The sequence below is a fragment of the Micromonospora sp. NPDC048898 genome, assembly GCF_043198035.1.
In the GTDB taxonomy this organism is placed as follows: Bacteria; Actinomycetota; Actinomycetes; order Mycobacteriales; family Micromonosporaceae; genus Micromonospora.
Map to the genome: position 1 here is coordinate 103,113 of NZ_JBICUF010000015.1, position 15,020 is coordinate 118,132.

General features: G+C 67.7%; 8 protein-coding genes. 2 read left to right on the top strand and 6 right to left on the bottom strand.

Features of this window, described 5'->3' with window-relative positions; translation table 11 throughout:
• Positions 1–19: 19 nt before the first annotated feature.
• The 3 genes from ACGFIQ_RS29215 to ACGFIQ_RS29225 form a co-directional block, all read right to left on the bottom strand.
• Complete coding sequence (locus ACGFIQ_RS29215; RefSeq protein ID WP_393248703.1) at positions 20–1,525, bottom strand: alpha/beta hydrolase; 1,506 nt, start codon at positions 1,523–1,525, stop codon at positions 20–22.
• Between the two features lie 186 nt (positions 1,526–1,711).
• Positions 1,712–3,367, bottom strand: a complete 1,656-nt coding sequence (locus tag ACGFIQ_RS29220) for a serine/threonine protein kinase (protein ID WP_393248704.1) — start codon at positions 3,365–3,367, stop codon at positions 1,712–1,714.
• A gap of 178 nt (positions 3,368–3,545) precedes the next feature.
• Complete coding sequence (locus ACGFIQ_RS29225) at positions 3,546–4,145, bottom strand: TetR/AcrR family transcriptional regulator (RefSeq protein ID WP_393248705.1); 600 nt, start codon at positions 4,143–4,145, stop codon at positions 3,546–3,548.
• A 93-nt stretch (positions 4,146–4,238) separates the two neighbouring features.
• Here ACGFIQ_RS29225 and ACGFIQ_RS29230 point away from each other — a divergent pair, with 93 nt between their 5' ends.
• Both ACGFIQ_RS29230 and ACGFIQ_RS29235 read left to right on the top strand, forming a co-directional pair.
• Entirely contained in the window at positions 4,239–5,699 is a 1,461-nt protein-coding gene (locus ACGFIQ_RS29230) for a DHA2 family efflux MFS transporter permease subunit (protein WP_393248706.1), read from the top strand.
• Positions 5,700–5,858: 159 nt separating this feature from the next.
• Positions 5,859–8,891 (top strand): immunoglobulin-like domain-containing protein, encoded by a 3,033-nt coding sequence (locus tag ACGFIQ_RS29235; protein WP_393248707.1) that lies wholly within the window; start codon positions 5,859–5,861, stop codon positions 8,889–8,891.
• Between the two features lie 70 nt (positions 8,892–8,961).
• On the opposite strand, the gene ACGFIQ_RS29240 is transcribed toward ACGFIQ_RS29235, so the two are convergent.
• The 3 genes from ACGFIQ_RS29240 to ACGFIQ_RS29250 all read right to left on the bottom strand — a co-directional run bounded on the left by ACGFIQ_RS29240 (position 8,962) and on the right by ACGFIQ_RS29250 (position 14,764).
• A complete protein-coding gene (locus tag ACGFIQ_RS29240; protein ID WP_393248708.1) occupies positions 8,962–10,716 on the bottom strand; it encodes a family 43 glycosylhydrolase in 1,755 nt (584 codons plus the stop codon).
• Positions 10,717–11,206: 490 nt separating this feature from the next.
• Positions 11,207–12,454: a hypothetical protein gene (locus ACGFIQ_RS29245; protein ID WP_393248709.1), complete on the bottom strand. Its 1,248-nt coding sequence runs from the start codon at positions 12,452–12,454 to the stop codon at positions 11,207–11,209.
• Positions 12,455–12,583: 129 nt separating this feature from the next.
• Entirely contained in the window at positions 12,584–14,764 is a 2,181-nt protein-coding gene (locus ACGFIQ_RS29250) for an MMPL family transporter (RefSeq protein ID WP_393248710.1), read from the bottom strand.
• Positions 14,765–15,020 lie beyond the last annotated feature (256 nt).

Genomic DNA, 15,020 nt, shown 5'->3' on the forward strand with positions numbered 1-15,020 from the left:
TCTCCTCCACATCGGATGGTCAGACCTTCGCGTCGCGGATGAACGTGATGATCTCGTTGACGCCCTCGGGGGTGGTGGCCGGGGTGTGCCCCGCGCCTTCGATCACCTTGTGGGTGGCGTGCGGGAACTGCGCGGCGGCGGCGTCACCGGATTCGATCGGGGTGTTGGCGTCGAGGTCACCGCTGAGTACCAGGACCGGCACGTCGGGCATCGTGGCGCCCGGCTCGAACGGGGGCTGCGCGGTGGCAGCGCCCGGCCAGCGCAGGCAGGCCCCGGTGTCATAGTCGGCCCGGGAGACCCACACTTCGGGGGAGAACGGCGCGAAGTCGGAGTTCTTCAGCTTCGCCACCGCTGCGTTGTACTGCCGGGTGCGCTTCGCGATCGGGTCGGCGTAATCGAAGTCGCGCAGGTAGTCGTGGCAGGTGACGGCCCAGGACTGCGTGTCGTTGGCCAGGGCGCCGTAGGAGGCGTCCTCGGCCGACTTGAGCAGGCTCTTGCGGACCAGAGCGCGTGCCGGGGTGAGATCGCCGCGGCGTGCGGCGGCGGCGGCGCCGGCCAGGGCGAGCTGGGTCTCGGTGTCGGGCTGCTTGGCGTAGACCCCGCCGGCGACGGAGGTCATCTGCCACTCGTCCAGGGTGACCCGGTGCTTGACCCCGTCGTAGGTGACGGTGAGCTTCTCCGGATTCTTCCGCAGTCGCTTCATCAGTGCGGCGAGGTCGGAGATCACCCGGTCGCCGTCGCATTCGCCGGTCCGCTCGCACACCAGGCGTACCGCTCGGCGGAACGCGGCTGCGTTGACCTCGCCGATGGTGTCGACATTGATCGCGTACGCGCCGGCCATGGTGACCGTACGCACGTGCTGCGGGTAGCGGGTAGCGTAGCCGGCCATCAGATAGGTGCCGTAGGAGACACCGAGCAGGTCGAGGCGGCTCAGGCCCAGCGTCGCCCGCACTGCGTCGACGTCGTCGGCGACGGCGTTGCTGGTGTAATCAGACACTCTGTCGCCGAGCTGTTCACCGCACTCACCGATCATCTGACGCTGTTTGGGCAGGGAAACGAACACCTTGTTCGGACCGTCGAGCGCCGCGCAGGTCAGCGGGGTCGAGCGGCCGACCCCGCGGGTGTCGATCAGCAGCAGGTCACGACGGTCGAGCAGTGGCTCAAGGGACTCCGCGAAATAATGGCCGGTCAGGTCGATGGTCGACGAGCCGGGGCCACCCGGGTTCGGCACGATCGTGCCCAGTCCCGGCTGCGACGTGTCAGTACGCGGCACCAGCGCGAAACCGATGTCGATCGTGCCCTTTGCGGGGTTGGCGCGGTCGCGGGGCACGGTGATCTGCCCGCAGCGCGCGGTCGGGAGGCTGGGCAGCTCCGGGCACTCGGCCAGGGCCCGCACGGTTTCGGTGGTGGCCGTCAGCGTGGGCTGGACACCGGCCGTGGCCATCGGCACTGCGGCACCTCCGGTGACGATGGCGGTCACCGCGGTCACCGCGGCCAGGGTGGCGGTGAATCGTGTCTTCTTCATGAGGATCCTCTGCGTCCGATGTGTTCCGTCGGCTTGACGAGATCTATCCTCGGCGCGCACGGCGGCCACGTCGTCCATCGACGGCGGGAGCGACTCCTCACTCCTCCGGGTGAGACGCAGACCTTCCTCGGTGTGACGATGAGTTCGCTGGAAGCCACCGGCACCCACGACCGGCCGCCCGGGAGATCAGCTGGGAGTGGCTACCGTGACGTTGCCGAACATCACTCCGAAGCCGCCCGCCGCCTTGCCGTCGCCGCGCCCGTTGATGCCCAGGGAGATCTTCCCGCTGGTCCGAGATCGGTCGCTGAGGACCGCGCGGCCGATTAGGGCACCGTTGACGTTGACCACAGCGGTGTAGTCCTTGATGGTGATCACGACGCGGTTCGCGGTGCCCACGGTGATCGGAGTCTTGAGCTGGGCGCCGGCCAGTGGCTGGGAGCCGCTGTCCGGGCCGAAGTTGCGTTGCACGGAAAAGCTGTCGGGGCAGAGCACCAACTGGTAGCTCTCGGTGCCGGCGTCCAACCACCAGATCGAGGCGCACGAATCGGCGGACTGCATTCCGACTTCCAGGCTGATGACCTGGTCGGCGGGCACCGCGACGGCGGGGCCCGGGCACCGCTGAGAGGTGTTCTTGTCGGTGCCGACGATGAACAGCTTCGCGTCGGCGTCGAAGGCGCACTTCAGCGTCTTGCTGGCGTAGTTCTTCCAGACCTGGGGAGGCGACAGCGAGTCCTGGATGATCGTCCTCGGGCCGGCGGGCGTGGCACCGCCGACGGCTGCGGTGCGGGCGTCGCCCGCACGGGTCGGCCCGTCGCGGCCGTTGAGGGCGGTGCTGCCCACGTACAGCCCTACCGCCCCCAATGCCACCAGCACGACCAGGCTGACCGCTGTCCTGATTCTGCGGCTCGTCCCGGGCAGGCGGGGACGACCGACTCGGATACCGGCCCCGCCGGACCGGTCAGCCGGCACCGGCGTGGACGTCATGGCTCGGGTGCGCTGGGCGTGGCCACCGTCGGACGGAGGGGTCGAACCGCTGCTGACCAGCAAGTCCACCAGTTCGCGCGCGGTCGGGCGTTCTTCCGGCTCCTTCGACAGCGCCCGCGCGACGATCTCCCGCAGCGCCATCGGGATGCCGTCAAGATCAGGCGGCTGAGTGAGGATCCGCATGGCTGTCCCGGTCGGAGATCCGGCGTCGAACGGCGTGTGTCCGGTCGCGGCGTAGGCGACCACGACGGCCCAGGAGAAGATGTCGGCCGGATAGCTCATCTCACGGCCCTGCGCGTCGAGCCGCTCCGGCGCCATGTACGCCACGGTGCCGACCATTTCGCCGGTGCGGGTGTGCTGGCTGGTCGCCTCGTAGGCACGGGCGATCCCGAAGTCGATGACCTTGGGGTTGCCGAGCGCGAAGAGCACGTTCTGCGGTTTCAGATCGCGGTGGATGACCCCGGCCGAGTGGATGGCGGCCAGAGCGGTGGCCACGCCGAGCGCGACACCCTGCAGGGCGCCCGCGGAGAGCGGGCCGTTGTCCTGGACGACCTCCGTCAGGGTCGGCCCGTCCACGTATTCGACGACGAGGTAGGGCTGGTCGCAGTCGACGTCGGCGTCCAGCACCTCGGCGGTACAGAACGGCGGAACCTGCCGGGCCCGATTGACCTCGCTGCGGAACCGGGCGCGATAGTCAGGATCGTCGGTGAGAGCCGTTTGGATGACCTTGATGGCGACCAGCCGGCCGTTGCGGGCTCGGCCGAGGTAGACGGTGCCCATGCCGCCCGCGCCGAGTCGGCCGAGCAGCTCATACGGCCCGACCTCGCGTGGATCATGCGGCCTCAGCGGTGTGCTCATCGCCGCGGTCCCCCTCGCCAGTGATCCGTCCCGATCGAACGCCGACGATACCGGTACCTGGCCCGGCTGCCCTCCGGCTGGCCTGCGGGTCAGCAGTTCGGACTGGATGCTCGGCGGGAGGGCGAGTGCCGCGGCGCCCGGGTGCCCGGTCGCTGGCACCGGGTGTCGCCATCGGCTACTACCTTCCGGCTCGCTCAGCCGCCTTGCCGGCAGGTTCGGACTCGCTTTCCGGATCGGCCTTGTAGATGGTCTCCGCGATCTCCGACATCCACGGTTCCGGCGCAACCGCGTCGGGCCCGATGACGCGGATCGACGCCATCACGGTGAGCAGCATTCCGGTGGCGAGGAACTCGCGAGTCTCCTCGGCGGTCGCCCCGGTCAGGTCCCGGACCAGCTGGTAGATCCGGCCGAAGCAGGCGCGTACGGCGGAGCCGATCGTCGGGTCGGAGCTGGCCGCGTACCCATGCAGCAGCACGGCGAGCAGGTCATGCTCGGTCAGCAGTTCGTCGTAGGCGATGGCCAGGCTCGGCAGGTCCCCCCGCCGTTCGGCCGCCCGCTGGAATGCCTGCTCGATCCGGCCGGCGGCGTGCTCGACCGTGGCGATGAACAGTCGCTGCTTGGAGCCGAACAACCGGACCACGTACGGCTGCGAGACACCGGCCAGCCGAGCCACGTCATCGGTGCTGGTACCGGCGTAACCGGTGGCGGCGAACGCCCGGACCGCTGCGGCCACCAGTTGTTCGCCGCGCTCGCTGGCGGTCAGCCGGGTCCTGGTCATCGACACTCCTTCAAAGGGACGTTGACATGTTATCAGTCGATAACTATTTTCACAGGAGTCTAGTTATCATTCGATAACAACAAGGAGCCCCTGATGCCCGGTGTAGACGCCGTCACCGAGAGCGCCGCCATGCTTCCTCCCGGCCCGCCCGACCCGCCCGACGGCCCATCCCTGGCGGCGGTGCTCGCCGCCGTCGGCGTGCCGATGTTCATGGTCACCCTGGACAATCTCGTCGTGACGACGGCACTGCCGGTGATCAGGACGGAACTCGGCGCCTCCCTGACCGACCTGCAGTGGTTCGTCAACGCGTACACGCTTCCCTTCGCCGCGTTGCTGCTCACCGCCGCCGCGCTCGGCGAGCGGATCGGCCGTCGCCGGCTCTTCCTCGCCGGCATCAGCCTGTTCACGTTGGCCTCCGCCGCCTGCGCCCTGGCCACCGAACCGTGGATGCTCATCACCGCCCGGGCAGTCCAGGGAGCGGCCGGAGCGGCCGTGCTGCCGCTGTCGCTCACCCTGCTCGCCGCCGCCATCCCCGAGCGACTCCGCAACGCCGCCATCGGAATCTGGGGCGGAATCAGCGGTCTCGGCGTCGCTGTCGGCCCACTGGTCGGCGGAGCGGTGGTCGAAGGGCTGGACTGGACGTGGATCTTCTGGCTCAACCTACCGGTCGGACTGCTCGCCGTCGGACTGGCCGCGATCACCCTGCGCGAATCACGTGGCCCGTCGTCCCGGCTGGACCCGGCCGGCCTGGGCCTCTCCACCGCCGGCGTGCTGGCCCTGGTCTGGGGCGTGGTGCACGGCGAGGAGCACGGGTGGACCTCGCCCGGGGTGATGGCGGCGCTGCTCGGAGGCACCGCGCTGATCTGCGGCTTCCTCTGGTGGGAGCAGCGAACCTCGGCCCCGATGCTGCCGCTGCGGCTCTTCCGTTCCCGCACCTTCAGCCTCGTCAACGCGGTGGCGTTCACGTTCTCGGTCGGCGTCTTCGGCTCGGTGTTCCTGCTCGCCCAGTTCTTCCAGGTGGTGCAGGGACTGAGTCCACTGGAGGCAGGGATACGCACGATGCCGTGGACCATGGCGCCGATGGTGGTTGCCCCGCTGGCCGGGCTCCTGGTGGGCAGGCTCGGCGTCCGCAACCTGATCGTCGCCGGTCAGGGCGCCCTCGCCAGCGCACTCGGCTGGCTCGCCCTGGTCAGCACGGCCGACGTCGCCTACGGCGTGCTCGCCGTGCCACTGGCGCTGGCTGGCATCGGGATGGGACTGACCTTCGCCCCGATCAGCACCGCGACCATGGCCAGTGTGCCGGCAGGCGCCCGGGGCGTCGCCTCCGGCACCAACAACTCGGTCCGCGAACTCGGCGTAGCCGTCGGAGTCGCCGTCCTCGCCTCGGTCTTCGCCGCCCACGGCGGGTACGGCACCGGCTCAACCTTCGTGGACGGCCTGAGGCCGGCGGTCGCGGTGGGCGCGGCCGTGGTCGCCCTCGGTGCCGTACTCGCACTCTGGCTACCCCGAACCACCACCCCGGTCGACAACGGAACGGTGAGCGGAGGGCGCTGATGGACACCAGCACGCCGGCCCACCCGACACCCACTGAGTCGGGCGCTCGGACACCGCCACGCGGCCGGCGCTCCCCCGGTTGCCGGCACATCAACCACGGGCTCCGTGACCCTCGGGCCGCGACGCGCTGCGTTGACCTGGCAGCAGGCCGTAGTTAGCGTGAACAGTTCCGTCCACCTTAGAGAGACCCCCACCCCGATCGAGGAGGATCAGTTGAGACTGCGACAGCGAAGGCCACGTCTCGGGCTGAGTCGCAAGGGTAGAGGTGTCGCGGTCCTGGCACTGGGTGCGCTTCTTTCGGTCTCGTTCGCGGCGACGCCCACGCACGCTGCCGAAAAGCAGCTCGACGAGGGTCTGGTGCACCACTTCGCCCTCGACGAGACCAGTGGGACGACGTTGGTCAACTCGGGTAGCGCGGGCGCGGCGGCGAACGCCACGCTCGTGAATCCCGAGAAGGCGGCCCTGACCGGCAAAGGAGTCAGGTTCAACCCCGACTCCTACGAGGGCGCCCTCGACGGCGCATACGTGGCACTGCCGAACGACATCACCGCCGGCATGTCCAACCTCACCGTCGACTACGACGTGTGGGTCGACCCGGCAAACGTCGGCGAGCACCAGATGTGGGGCTTTGGCCGCAAGTCCGGCTCGTGCGACGTCGACACCGGTGCCGAGGGCTCCATCTTCGCGTCGAACACGCAGCGGTTCCGCGTCGCGGTGGGTCCGACGAACCTCCAACAGACCCGGGTCCGCATGCTGGAGGGAGCGTGGACTCATGTCACCTACACCCAGTCACTGAACTCGAACGGCACGAGCTGGACCGGCAGGCTCTACCTCGACGGCGTGCTGCACGCGACGTCGACTGACCTGACCACGGCGCCGTCGGTGAGCGCTGCGGGGACCAACTGCAACTTCCTCGGTCGCTCGCAAACGTCGGGCCACTACTCGTTCCGCGGAACGATCCGCGACTTCCGGGTGTACGACCGGGCAGTGCGTCTCGACGAGACACTCGCCCTGGCCCAGAAGACCGTCTCCGACGGGGTTCGCGCCGACGCCGCGGCCATCGACCTCGGCCTGACCAGTGCGGTCGTACGCGATATCGTTCTGCCCAAGGTGGGCTCCGTGGCGGGCTCGACCATCACCTGGATGAGTTCGGACCCGTCGGTCGTCGAGGTGAACACCCCGCCAGCCCTCCCCAGCGCACGCAAGGTTGCGGTGACCGGCAGGATCACCCGACCCGCGCAGGGACAGCCCGACGCGACAGCCACGCTCACGGCGACCGTCCGCAAGGGCGCCCAGGAGGTCACCACCCGGGAGATCCCCGTCGTGGTGAAGGCCGAGTTCGACGATGCCCAGGCGGTCGACCGGGACGCCTTCGACCTGACCCTGGACACCACCGACGAGGTACGCGGAAACCTCGACCTCGCTGCCAAGGGCGAGTTCGGATCCACGGTCACCTGGACGTCGACAAGCGGCCTCGTCACCTCGACGGGTGTGGTCAGCCGCCCGGCCTTCGGCCATGAGGATGTTGCCGCCACCCTGACGGCGACCGTCACCAAGGGTTCGGCGTCGCAGCAGAAGTCGTTCCCGGTGACCATCGCCGCCATGCCGCGTTCCGAGGAGTACGAGCGGTACTTCATGGGGTACTTCAAGGGCGAGGGAATTGCCGACGGCGAGCAGATCATGTTCGCGACGTCCAACGGAAACACCGCTCTGGACTGGACCGGTCTGACCGGAGGTCGGCCGTCGCTCATCTCGCAACTGGGCGACCAGGGGCTTCGTGACCCGCACATCGTCCGCTCCCCCGACGGCGACACGTTCTATATGATCGCCACCGACCTGAACTGGTACGACCAGGGTGGGTACGCCATCAACGACACCCAGTACATCGAGGTGTTCGAGTCGCACGATCTGGTGAACTGGACCCCTCAGCGGCACGTGAAGGTCGCGCCCGACAACGCGGGCAACGCCTTCGCACCAGAGTCGCTGTGGGTCGAGGAGATCGGCGCCTACGTCGTGTTCTGGGCGCAGTCGCTGTGGAGCGACCCGGTGAACCGCACCGGTCAGGGCAACGCGCAGATGTGGTATGCCACGACGCGAGACTTCCAGACGTTCTCCGCTCCCCAGGTCTGGCAGGATCCGGCCCCGCTGTCGCGGATCGACACGACCGCGATCCGGGTCGGTGACCACTACTACCGGGTGACCAAGAACGAGGCTGGCAACCAGGGCTCGGACATCTTCTCGGAGAAGCACACCGACTTCCTGGACAGCAACATCAACAACTGGACACTGGTCGCGCCGGCTCTGGGGCGCACGACCTGGGTCGCCAACCAGGGGTACGAGGGACCGGTCATCTTCAAGGCGAACCCCGGTGACACCTCCTGCCCCGGCCAGTTCTACCTCTGGGGTGACCGGTACACGAACGGTGGCGGATACCAGGCCGCGTGTCACGAGAACATCGAGGCCCCGACCTGGAACGCCAAGGCGATCACGATGACCAACGCGGGTGTCGTCCGTCCGCGTCACGGCACCGTGATCCCGCTGACCGTTCGCGAGTGGAACGATATCCGCGGAATCCCGAACAGCGACGTCACGACCACCACCGAGGTGGCTGTCGAGCCGTACGCCAGCGGCGCGCAGACGACCACGGCCACCGTGACAGTCACCGCGGCTGACGGGTTCGAGACCGGCGGTCAGGTGCGGCTCAGCATCGGCTCGTGGTCGAAGCTCGCCCACCTGAGCGACGGCAAAGCCACGGTCACGCTGCCGACAGGTCTGCCGGCGGGTGCCCGGACGGTCAAGGCCGAGTACCTCGGCTTCGACTACCTGAAGGCGTCGGTGGGTACGGCGTCGTTCGGGGTGCCTTCCGGCCCGGCCGCCGTCAAGGTCCAGGCGAAGGCCGCGCCGGCATCGGTCGTTCGCGGGGACACGTTCAGATTGAACGTGAGCGTTGGGCCGGCGGGCGGGCGCAAGCACCACGCTCCGACCCCGACCGGCGAGGTCACCGTCACCTTCGGCGGCACCGCGCACGTCGTGCCACTGGCGGACGGTAGGGCCGTCGTCGAACTGCCGACCGCCGATCTGCAGCCCGGGGCCTACCGGGTCCACGTTGCCTACTCCGGCAACCCGACCTACCAGCCCCACGCCGCCAATTACCAGAAGTTGACGGTGCGCAAGCCGCGTGGGCACCCCTAATGCAGCACAGGTAGGAGCGGGCGAGATCTGTTGATCTCGCCCGCTCCTACTGCACGGCCCAGCAACCGGACTATCGAGTGAGCATGCCCTTCTCGACGGCCAGGTTGTAGTTCTCCCCGAAAACGTTCAGTTCGTGGACTCCGACCTTGACGTTCTCGGTCGTACCCAGGACCTTCAGCCTGACCGCGTTCGTCAGCACCCGATCGAAGGTGACGTAGTCAGCCGTGTACGCGGTGGAGTTCGTACTCCTGTCGACCAAGGTTCGCCACGTGTTGGTGGGGATGTCCTTGTACTCCAGCGTGTACCGCACCGCGTTGTCCTTGGTGAACGTGCGTCCGAGTTCCTTCCACTGGATCTGCGCGGCGGAGATGTGGAAAACGGTCCCGAAGCCCCTGATGTACGTGGGCGCGGTATCGCCGTCCGCCGGCTCCCACCAGGTGGATAGGGAGCGGTCGCTTCCGTAGTACGGGTTGCGCCCGGGCGCATAGCTGCTCGCCCAGTACGCCTGACTGTTGGTGGCCACGTTGTAGAGTCCGGTGTCGTCCCTGCCCGAGATCTTCTTCCCCGGGGCCAGCTGCGGCGTGTTGGACAACTCGCAATCGATCGCTCCCCGTTTCGGACCGGCGGGAATCACGTTGCAGATGTCCATCCCCAGTCGCCGCTCGAAGAACTCCTCGTACGCGATGACATAGGTGTAGAAGAACACCAGGTTGCCGGACCTGTCGAGTACGAAACTGCCGTGCCCAGCGTTCGGATATACCGCACTTGGGTGGTTGTTTCCGTAGCCGATCGGGTTCTGCTGAGTGACCTTGTACCCGGACAGTGGCTTCTTTGACGTCATCACGCCGGTCGCGTACGTGGTGAACTCCGTGCCACCGGATGCGACCGAGAGGTAGTACGTGTCCCGCACCTTGAACAGCTGCGAACCCTCCACGTACCCATGCGTGTAGGTCGCCTTGTTGTCACCGATGTGCTGCCACTCCTGGCGCGGGTCGAAGGTCCAGAGCACGACCGGGTCGCTGATGAGCTGCCGAGGGTTGTTCGGGTCGAGTTCGACGCCCATGATCGGCGAGCCGATGTTGTACGTCAGGTACAGCCGGCCGTCCGTGTCCGGGAAGAACTGCACGTCGCCAACGCTCAGGGTCTGGCCGCTCGGGCGCAGGAAACTGCCCATGCTGGTCCACGGCCCGGTGGGCGAGTCCGCCTGATAGACCGGCGTGTTGTTGCCGGCCATGTAGAACTTGTCGCCGAGCTGCACGACGGTTGGTGCGACCAGGCCCAGGTTCATCTCGTGGGGCGTCCAGGTGAGGTAGTCGGTGGTGGACCAGACAGTGCGGTTGTTGTTCGGTGCGTTCTGCATGGCACCTGATGCATAGAGATAGATGGTCCCGTCGACGTTCAGAGCGGACCAGTCCGCCCCGGTCCGTGCGGAGTTCTCGGAAATTCTGGAGAACCCGACGGTGGATCGGCTCGCGAGAGTCCGCCCGGACGCCGCCGTCCACGTCTCCAGGTTCAAGCTGGCCGGGATCTGCGAAGTGTCTGCGACATTCTCGTCCGTAGGCGGCATGGTCCCTACGATGTTGCGCACGGCCATCCCGGGCAGATTGATCGGGTTCACGTATGTCTGAGCCATGTCGACGCCGGCCAGTGGCACCTTGGCGGACGGGGTTTGCGGTCCGGCGCCGGGTGGAGCCGGCGGCACGGGCTTCTCCGCCGAGGCCGGCACGATCGGCGTCAGTTGACCCACGCCCATTCCTACCGCGAGAGCAAGGACAATAGCCGCTATACCTCGACGTCGATTGCCGGCAGTCCTCTCGATAACCATTAGGTCCCACCTTCCGTCTGGGCGTGTCTAGCGCTGACAGCGGGCAGCACTGTCCGAATTACGAATAGCCGGCCTGACGTGTTAATTGCTGGATCTGCGGCATCGTTCGATGGTGATCACGAAGGGTGGGAGAGAGCTTTCCGCTCGACCAGTGGGCTCCAGCGCACACGCCCATCGACTCGGTCTCGTCCGGCACGGATCAGCGACCTGCGGCTGTTAGCGCTAACAACGTTTCAGTGATGTTAACGGTGCTATTTGGAGCATGTCAAGAGCATCAATGCGACACGGCTAGGCTGATCATGGTGTCGGGCTGTGGGGTGGTGCAGCCGACCACTCCGGTCGGCGCGAACGGATCGCCAGCTACCGCCACCACGGCAGCGGCGGCGAAAAGCTGCTCTGCCTGTTCCGCACGCGCTACCAGGCCCAAAGTCGTGCATAAGCGCCCCGGTGGGCCGTCCGGATTCCGACGGCCCACCGGGGGTACGACAGGTCAGAGGCGGCCGGCCGGTTCCGGGCGCGCGTCTGGCTTGATCAACGCCGGGAGCTTGCGCTCGAATCGGTTGAAGAGGTTCATCGACGGCAGGATGGGCCGGATGCCCGTGGCCTGCTGGGCGACCTGGGCGCCCCAGACCGAGGCCCGCAGGCGCTGGTTTGGGGTGCCGTGGTGGCTGGGGTCGTCGAAGTAGCAGTCGCCGACCTCGTAGAACGTCTGTTGCGCCCGGTGGGTTTGGACCCCGTTGAAGTTGAGCCCGCGCGGGTGGGTGGCGAAGTAGGTGCCGAAGCCGTCGGCCATCAGTTCGGTGCGGCGGGTCGCCTCGGCGCCGGTCAGCGGGCTGTCGAACAGGCCCTGTTCGAATTGAACGTGGTGGGCCATCTCGTGGGCGAGGATCGCGCGCGCGCCGGCTGTTCCCAGGCCGAGTGCGTCGATCGCGGCGAGCATGCCCTCGCCGAAAACGACCTTGTCCGGGACGTCACGCAACAGCGGGTCGGCCGCACCCTCGGCCGTGAAGGCGTAGGCGTTCAGGGTGAAGATCGGGTTGCGTCCTGCGTCGAGCGCGGGGACGGAGCCGATGATGGCCATGATCTCGGCTGCGGTCGCTGCCGCCTGCTCCTCGTCCAGTCCCCAGATGAAGGAGACCATCCGAGCTACTCGCACGGGATCCTGCAACATATCGTTCTGCATGGCCATGAGCTTGACGTCGAACAGGTTGACGTCCCAGAACTGCTGTGCGTCCTTGAAGGTCCGCTTCAACGTGCCCTTGTGGCTGGCGGGCAGGCCGTAGTCCGCCTCGTTGTTGGGCTGGCCGTAGATGAGCGCGTCGTAGGCCGGGTAGTCCAGGACGCCAAAGATGAGCAGGACCAGCAGGGTGTCCAGGTCGACGCCTTCGAGCAGGCCCTGTGTGTACGTGGTGAACCGGGTGTCCTGGCACTGGTAGAGCGACGGGTCGATCGCGTCCGCGACCAACTGCTGTGCGAGGGACGGCTTCAGGCCCATCCTCTCCCGCTTGTCGGCGAGCATGGCCTGCCAGTTTTCCGGTAGCAGCGCGGCGATGGCGGCGATGCGTGCCTGGGTCTCCGGGTCCACAGCGGCGCGGGCGGTCGCGAAGTCGAACCGCGGAGGGGCGACGATGCCCCCGCCTGCGCTGACACTCGCGGTGGGCGCCGCGTGGACGGGCCCCGGGGTCAGTCCCAGGCCGAGGACGGTTGCCGCCAGCAGTGCGGGTATCCGTCGCCTCATGCACTCTCCTCGTTGTCCTGCGAGCCTCAGGTGTTGAGACCACGATCAACTATTAGCTAGCGGCATTGAAACACATGGGTGTGCGGTGGACGGGGACGGTCCGCCCCGCCCACCGCGGGTCGCGATTGTTCAGTGCGCTGACGTGGCCGCCGACTCCGAAGGGCTGGCCTCGGCCGGCGTGGCCGAAGGGTCGAAGCGGGTGGCGTCGCCGTGCCCCGGCCACCAGGCGGTGTGGCCGAGGAGCGCGGTGATGCCGGGGACGAGGAGCAGCGACATGATGAACGCGGACAGCACGATTCCCACCGAGACCGCGAAGCCCATCTCGGTCAGGAACGACACTCCGGCGAACAGCATCGAGGTGAACGTGCCGGCGAGGATCAGACCGGCCGCGGCCACCGACGGTCCAGCGTGGTGGATCGCCAACGAGGCGGCGGTGCGGGGATCGTTGCCGGCTCGTGCCTCTTCGCGGAGCCGGGCGATCATGAGAATGTTGTAATCGGTGCCGATCGCCACCACGAACAGATACAGGATGATCGGCAGGGAGAACGACACTCCGGACCGGCCGCCGATGCCCTGGAAGGCCAGGACTGTCGCCCCGAGCGTCGCCACGAAGCCGAGGCCGACTGCGATCATGAGGTACACCGGGGCGACGATGCTGCGCAGGAGTAGCCCCAGGATCACGGCGATCAGCACCCCGGCCACCGGGAAGATCACCAACAGGTCGCGGTTGTTCGCGTCGCGGATGTCGGCGAAGACGGAGCTGACACCGCCGACCAGCGCGGTTGTTCCAGCGGGGGCCTGGTCGTGGGCCACCTGTCGGAGGTCGTCACCGGCCAGGTCGAGGGCCGCCGTCGAGTACGGGCTGGTGTTCAGCAGCAGGTTGATCTGAGCGATCGCGCCGTCGGAGCTGACTGTGGCAGGGCTGCCGTCGGGACCGGGCATCAGGCTACCGACCCCGGGCACCTGGGCCAGTGCCTGCGCGTACCCGGTCAGTGTTGCTGGGTCGAGGCGCTGGCCGTTGTCGGCGCGGACGTAGACGGTGGTCGGGTTGAGGGCTCCAGCGGGAAAGCCGGTCTTCAGGTCGTCCAGGGCGCGCGCCGACTCGGTGTTGGCGGGCAACTGCGCGACCTGGTCATAGTCGACCTTCAGGCCAAACACGCCCAGCGCCAGTGCGACCATGACGCCGCCCGAGGCGAGGGCGACCACCGCCGGCCGACGTCCGGTGAACCGGCCCAGCCGTTGGAAGACGCTACCCCGAGGTGCGCGCTGCCAGGATTTCGACGGCCAGAACACCTTGGGACCGATGAGCGAGACGATCGCCGGCACCAGCGTGACCGCGGCGATCGCCATGACGACCACCCCGATGGCAAGACCTGGGCCGAGACTCCGGAAGCCGCCGAACACCGCGAGCAGAAGAGCGCCGAACGCGATCACGATCGCCGCGGCGGCCGACGCGATCACCTCACCGACCCGGCTGACTGCCGTGGCGAGCGCGTTCTTCGGGGCGTCACCGGCGCGTAGCCGCTCCCGGTAGCGGAACAGCAGGAAGACGATGTAGTCGGTACCCACGCCGTAGAGCACCACGGTGAGAATGGTCGTCAACGACTGGTCCACCTGCATGCCGAATGCCTTGACGAACAGGGCGATGACCGCACTCGACACCGCCGAGACCACGCCGACGACCACGACCGGCAGAAGGGCCGCGACCGGGCTGCGGTAGATGACGAGCAGGAGGCCGACGACCAGTGCCAGGGTCACGATGCTGACGACCAGCAGCGCGGTGTCGAAGGCGTCCTGGTTGTCGACGACGAGGGCGACATCTCCGGTCACCGCGTACGAAAGGCCCGAACCCTCCAGGGTGGATTTCGCCTTGTCGCGGATGGACACGACCGCGTCGCCGAGCACCGGGTCGGCGGGTGGGCCGGTGAGCGAGATGTTGACGAGCTGCACCAGCTTGTTTGGCGAGACGGCCTGCGGCCCGGTGACTACGGCACCGACCCGGTCGATGCGGGCGCCTTGGATCGTCTGGGCGAGCTGATTGACCCGGTCGGTGTCGGCGGCGCCAAGGGGCTGGCCGTCACCGCGCTTGACGACGATGGTGGCGCTCGCCCCGTCGCCCTGGCCGAACGCACGCTCTGCCACCTGCTGCGCCTGCACCGACTCGTAGCGCGACGGCAGGAAGCTCGCCTGATCGGTGCTGACCTGATCAGTCAGGGACGGCGCGAAGAACGAGCCGATGAGCAGCACGAGCCATACCGCGATCACTTTCCATGGATTGAGGACGATGGCGCGTCCGAATCTGGCGAACATGCGGGAGAACTCCTGTCATCGGTGATGAGTTGCCGCGACGTCCACCCGCCACGCACTGCCACCAGGCGGCGGAGAACGGCGGACTGGGTTGCCATTTACGGAAGGAGTGTCTGTCTGTTCGACAACGTCGCCGTCTGCGGGCCTTGACGGGAGACCTCGACCGCGTCGCTTGATAGAAGTCTCGACGTGCGGCTCCCACCGCACACCTCAACCTTTCGTGGCGCCATTCTGGCACCACATGGCTCAGCATGCAACC